This is a genomic window from Candidatus Palibaumannia cicadellinicola (assembly GCF_002855795.1).
Taxonomy (GTDB): Bacteria; Pseudomonadota; Gammaproteobacteria; order Enterobacterales; family Enterobacteriaceae; genus Baumannia; species Baumannia cicadellinicola_C.
In genome coordinates, this window is the sequence record NZ_NJPO01000134.1 from 1 (window position 1) to 4535 (window position 4535).

Consider the following 4535-nt stretch of genomic DNA (forward strand, 5'->3'; position numbering starts at 1 on the left):
GAGCGCGGAACTAAGATAAACGGCTGTGCTGGTAGATGATGTACTTTATCTCTGATAAAGAAAATGGTTTGTCATAGTATAATCGTAAGCGAACAAAAATTTAGGCGGTCTATTGACCGCCTAAGCTTACTTATTGCCGACTTGCCTGAATAAAATCAATCGCTGCTTGAACAGTAGTTATTTTTTCAGCTTCTTCGTCCGGAATTTCGGTATCGAACTCTTCTTCCAGCGCCATTACTAGCTCAACAGTGTCAAGAGAGTCAGCGCCTAGGTCGTCAACGAAAGAAGCACTATTAACTAGTTCTTCTTTCTTAACGCCCAGTTGTTCAGCGATGATTACCTTAATGCGTTCTTCGATAGTGCTCATACTTTTAAATTTCCTATCAAAAAAAAATAGCTTACGCGATGATTTTCGTCGTGTATAAAATCTTGAAAAAGATACCACTAAAATCCCGGCTTAGTCTCACTACGATTTTATGCTATTTTGCGGTATTTACTACGAACAACGCAAACTATTTTAATGCTTTTTACAGCATATACATGCCTCCATTGACATGTATCGTTTCGCCGGTAATGTATGCAGCCTCATCGGAGGCAAAAAAAGCTACCGCACTGGCTATTTCTGTCGGATAACCAAGGCGATTAGCCGGAATCTGAGACAAAATGCCCACACGATGTTCATCTGTCAATACTCCTGTCATATCAGTAGTAATAAACCCTGGTGCTACCACATTGACTGTAATTCCGCGCGACGCTACTTCACGAGCCAGCGATTTACTTAAGCCAATTAATCCTGCTTTAGCAGCTGTGTAATTAGCTTGTCCTGCATTACCTATCGCTCCTACAACAGAGCCGATGGTAATAATTCTGCCATAATGCTTTTTTAACATCGCCCGTATTACCGCTTTTGACATACGAAATACAGAAGTGAGATTCGTATTCAAAACCGACTGCCATTCATCTTCTGTCATGCGTATCAGAAGATTATCACGAGTGATACCTGCATTGTTCACTAAAATATCCACATCGCCAAATTCAATACGCATTTTCTTCAAAAAAGCTTCGATAGAGACTAAGTCGGAAACATTTAGTTTCATACCTTTACCGCTTTTACCTAGATACCCGCTGATATTATCTGCTCCATTTTCGCTAGTAGAAGTTCCTACTACCACTGCTTGCTGCGCTGCTAACATCTCTGCAATCGCTCGACCGATACCACGGCTCGCGCCGGTAACTAACGCAATTTTATCTTTTAAACTCATAGCTTTCCCCCACTTTTATCTTTGATTACCGTAGCTAGCGAAATCTTGTCTTGTACCGCAGTACAGGATAGGGTATTGATAATTCTTTTAGTGAATCCGGTAAGTACTTTACCAGGGCCTATTTCTAGCAAGGTATCAATACCCTGTGCAGAGAAGTACTCTATAGTTTCGGTCCAGCGCACAGGGCTATATAGCTGACGCACCAACGCTTGACGGATGATAGCTGGATCTGTTGCTGCACACACATCAACGTTGTTCACAACAGGAACCTGTGGGATTGAAAAATGTATCGTTTCTAGTACCTGTGCTAGTTGTTTTGCCGCAGGCTTCATCAGTATGCAGTGTGATGGTACGCTGACCGACAGCATCTGCGTGCGTTTAGCACCGGCAGCTTTACAGATAATACTAGCGCGTTCTACCGCTTCTTTATGGCCAGCAATTACCACTTGCCCAGGTGAATTAAAATTGGCCGGCGATACGATTTGTCCCTGCGCTGCCTGTTCACAGGCAGCTGAAATAGCTGCATTATCTAGACCTATAATTGCAGACATTGCGCCTGTACCAGTAGGAATAACTTTATGCATCAACATACCACGTAAAGCTACTAACTTAACTGCTGAAGAAAAATCTAGTACTCCAGCGCATACGAGCGCTGAATATTCGCCTAAGCTGTGGCCTGCCATAAACATCGGCATGGTACCGTTACCGTTAAGTCGTTGCCAAATTTGCCAGATCACTACTGACGCTGTCAACAATGCTGGCTGTGTCTGCCAAGTGTTATTCAGTTCTTCAGCAGGACCATGTTCTACTAGCCGCAATAAATCATAATCTAGAACAGCTGAAGCTTTGGCGAAAGTAGCTTTAACATTATTAGGATAGCTTGCTGCTATTTCTGCCAGCATCCCCACTCTTTGGGAGCCCTGTCCTGGAAAGACCATGGCAAATGTTGTCACGATGATTTGTCCTCTTGATTATTAAAAGCGCAGCAGCGCTGAACCCCAGGTCAAACCTCCGCCAAAAGCTTCTAGCAGCACTAATTCGCCTGTTTTAATCCGCCCATCACGTACCGCCTCATCTAGTGCTAACGGTACCGAAGCTGCAGAAGTATTTCCGTGTCTGTCCAGGGTAATTACCACTTTGTCCATTTTTATCGCTAGTAGTTTTGCCGTGGCAGAAATAATACGGAAATTAGCCTGATGAGGTACTAGCCAGTCGATATCTTTGCTAGATAGATTGTTCAGACTCAGGGTTTCATCAACAATATTAGCTAGCTTAGTGACAGCTACCTTGAATACTTCATGACCGGACATCTTTAAATAGGCATCTGCGGCAGGATTAAGGCGATTGTGATAAGGAAGGGTCAAGAGATCGCCATAACGGCCATCGGCATGCAAATGGGTAGAAATTATTCCCGGCTTCGCCGAACAGCCTAAAAGGACGGCACCGGCACCATCCCCAAATAAAATTAGCGTGCCGCGATCATGAGGAGCTGGCGTATTACTAAGAACATCAGAACCAATAACTAGTGCATACTTGATTGCACCATTTTTAACATATTGATCTACGACGCTTAGTGCATAAGCAAATCCTGCACATGCTGCCGCTAGATCGAAAGCGACGCAATCAGTAATACCTAGATCGCGCTGGATTTGACAAGCTGAACTAGGAAACGCATGACTTGATGATGTAGTAGCTACAATTATCATCCCAACTTTTTCTGCTGCCATACCGGCCATACTAAGTGCTTGTTCAGCCGCGTAAGATCCCATGCTAAATACCGTTTCATTGGCACTAGCTATACGGCGTTCGCGGATACCAGTACGGGTAACAATCCATTCATCTGAGGTATCTACCATGTTTTCTAGGTCAGCATTAGACCTGATTTGCGCCGGGAGATAGCTCCCAGTGCCTAGGATCTTAGTATACATGTGCGCTATATCACTCTTTGGTAATACCCCATTCAGCTAGGCGTGCCGCTATTTTCTTCGGAACTTGTTGCTCCACCACTTGCACTGCCTGTTCAATTGCGGTGGTAAATGCGCGCTGATTTGCCGCGCCGTGACTCTTAATGACAGTGCCACATAAACCAACTAGGTAAGCGCCATTATATTGGTCAGGATTCAGTTGGTTAAATTGATAAACCAGGTTTGTATTTATCTTGACGCTATACTCTGAAGATTTTAGTAATGAGAGAAAAACTCGTATTATTCCTTCCATAGTTTTTAATGTAACATTACCAACAAAGCCTTCACATACCATTACATCTGTTTTTCCAGTCAACAATTCATTAGCTTCAAGATAACCAATATAGTTGATTGACGAGATATTTCGTAATATTGCTGCAGCCTGATTAATATTACCAAGGCCCTTTGTATCTTCAGCCCCAATATTTAATAGCGCTACCCGCGGCCGATGTACCCCAATAATTAGCTTAGCTATCACCGCGCCCATCACTGCGAACTGAACTAGCATCGTAGCATTACACTTAACATTTGCTCCTAAGTCTAGTAACACTGTTTTCCCCTGATTATGATGGGGCAAAATCACCATCAGTGCTGGTCGGGAAATACCATCCAGAGGTTTGAGCACTAATTTTGCCAGCCCCATCAGCGCCCCGGTATTGCCTGCGCTGACACAAGCCTGAGCACGTCCTACCTTAATTAGTTCAAGTGCAACGCGCATAGAAGTTCCACGACTAGCGAGTATGGCTTGTGATGGTTTTGCTTCACTGGGGATAACAGATTCAGCTGGAATTACTGTCAGTCGTTTATGCAAGATCGAATCAGTTTTGACGAGAAAATTCTTTATTGCTGCGGGATAGCCAACAAGTAACAGCTCAAGTTGCGGATAGGAGATTAGTGCCTGCAGAGCAGCAGGCACTGTGACATCGGGACCGAAGTCTCCACCCATGGCATCTAACGCTAGGGTTAGACGTCTCAATGTATTTCCCTTGAGAAATAAATAAAATAATTACTTGGTGATAACTTTACAACCGCGGTAGAAACCATCTGCAGTGATGTGATGACGTAAGTGAGTTTCACCAGAAGCTTTATCCACTGATATAGTAGAGGTTGTTAGTGTATCATGAGCACGTCGCATACCTCGTTTAGAACGGGTCGGTTTATTTTGTTGTACTGCCATAGACCTTACTCCTTTATTATTTATGGCTTTAACTAGATTATATTTAATAATAGTTGGGCTTTTTCCTGAGTAGAAAATTAGCAAAACAATAGTTATTCCTACATAGTAGTATGAATAATGTCAAGTGGATTA

The 4535-nt window shown here is 43.3% G+C and carries 6 protein-coding genes; all 6 read right to left on the minus strand.

What is annotated here, in order from left to right:
* Nucleotides 1-130: 130 nt before the first annotated feature.
* On the minus strand, nt 131-367 hold the full coding sequence (gene acpP / locus CEX73_RS02545; RefSeq protein WP_038498847.1) for an acyl carrier protein: 237 nt from the start codon (nt 365-367) through the stop codon (nt 131-133).
* Nucleotides 368-527: 160 nt separating this feature from the next.
* The gene (gene fabG, locus CEX73_RS02550; protein ID WP_101627026.1) at nt 528-1262 is read right to left on the minus strand and encodes a 3-oxoacyl-ACP reductase FabG; all 735 of its coding nucleotides are present in this window, start codon (nt 1260-1262) and stop codon (nt 528-530) included.
* Nucleotides 1259-2215, minus strand: coding sequence for an ACP S-malonyltransferase (gene fabD, locus CEX73_RS02555; RefSeq protein ID WP_101627027.1), 957 nt, complete (start codon nt 2213-2215; stop codon nt 1259-1261). Before fabD ends, fabG begins: the two co-directional genes overlap by 4 nt.
* A gap of 21 nt (nt 2216-2236) precedes the next feature.
* A complete protein-coding gene (locus CEX73_RS02560; protein WP_101627028.1) occupies nt 2237-3190 on the minus strand; it encodes a beta-ketoacyl-ACP synthase III in 954 nt (317 codons plus the stop codon).
* Nucleotides 3191-3200: 10 nt separating this feature from the next.
* Nucleotides 3201-4202: a phosphate acyltransferase PlsX gene (plsX, locus tag CEX73_RS02565; RefSeq protein ID WP_101627029.1), complete on the minus strand. Its 1002-nt coding sequence runs from the start codon at nt 4200-4202 to the stop codon at nt 3201-3203.
* A gap of 30 nt (nt 4203-4232) precedes the next feature.
* A complete protein-coding gene (gene rpmF / locus CEX73_RS02570; RefSeq protein ID WP_101627030.1) occupies nt 4233-4403 on the minus strand; it encodes a 50S ribosomal protein L32 in 171 nt (56 codons plus the stop codon).
* Between the last annotated feature and the right edge of the window lie 132 nt (nt 4404-4535).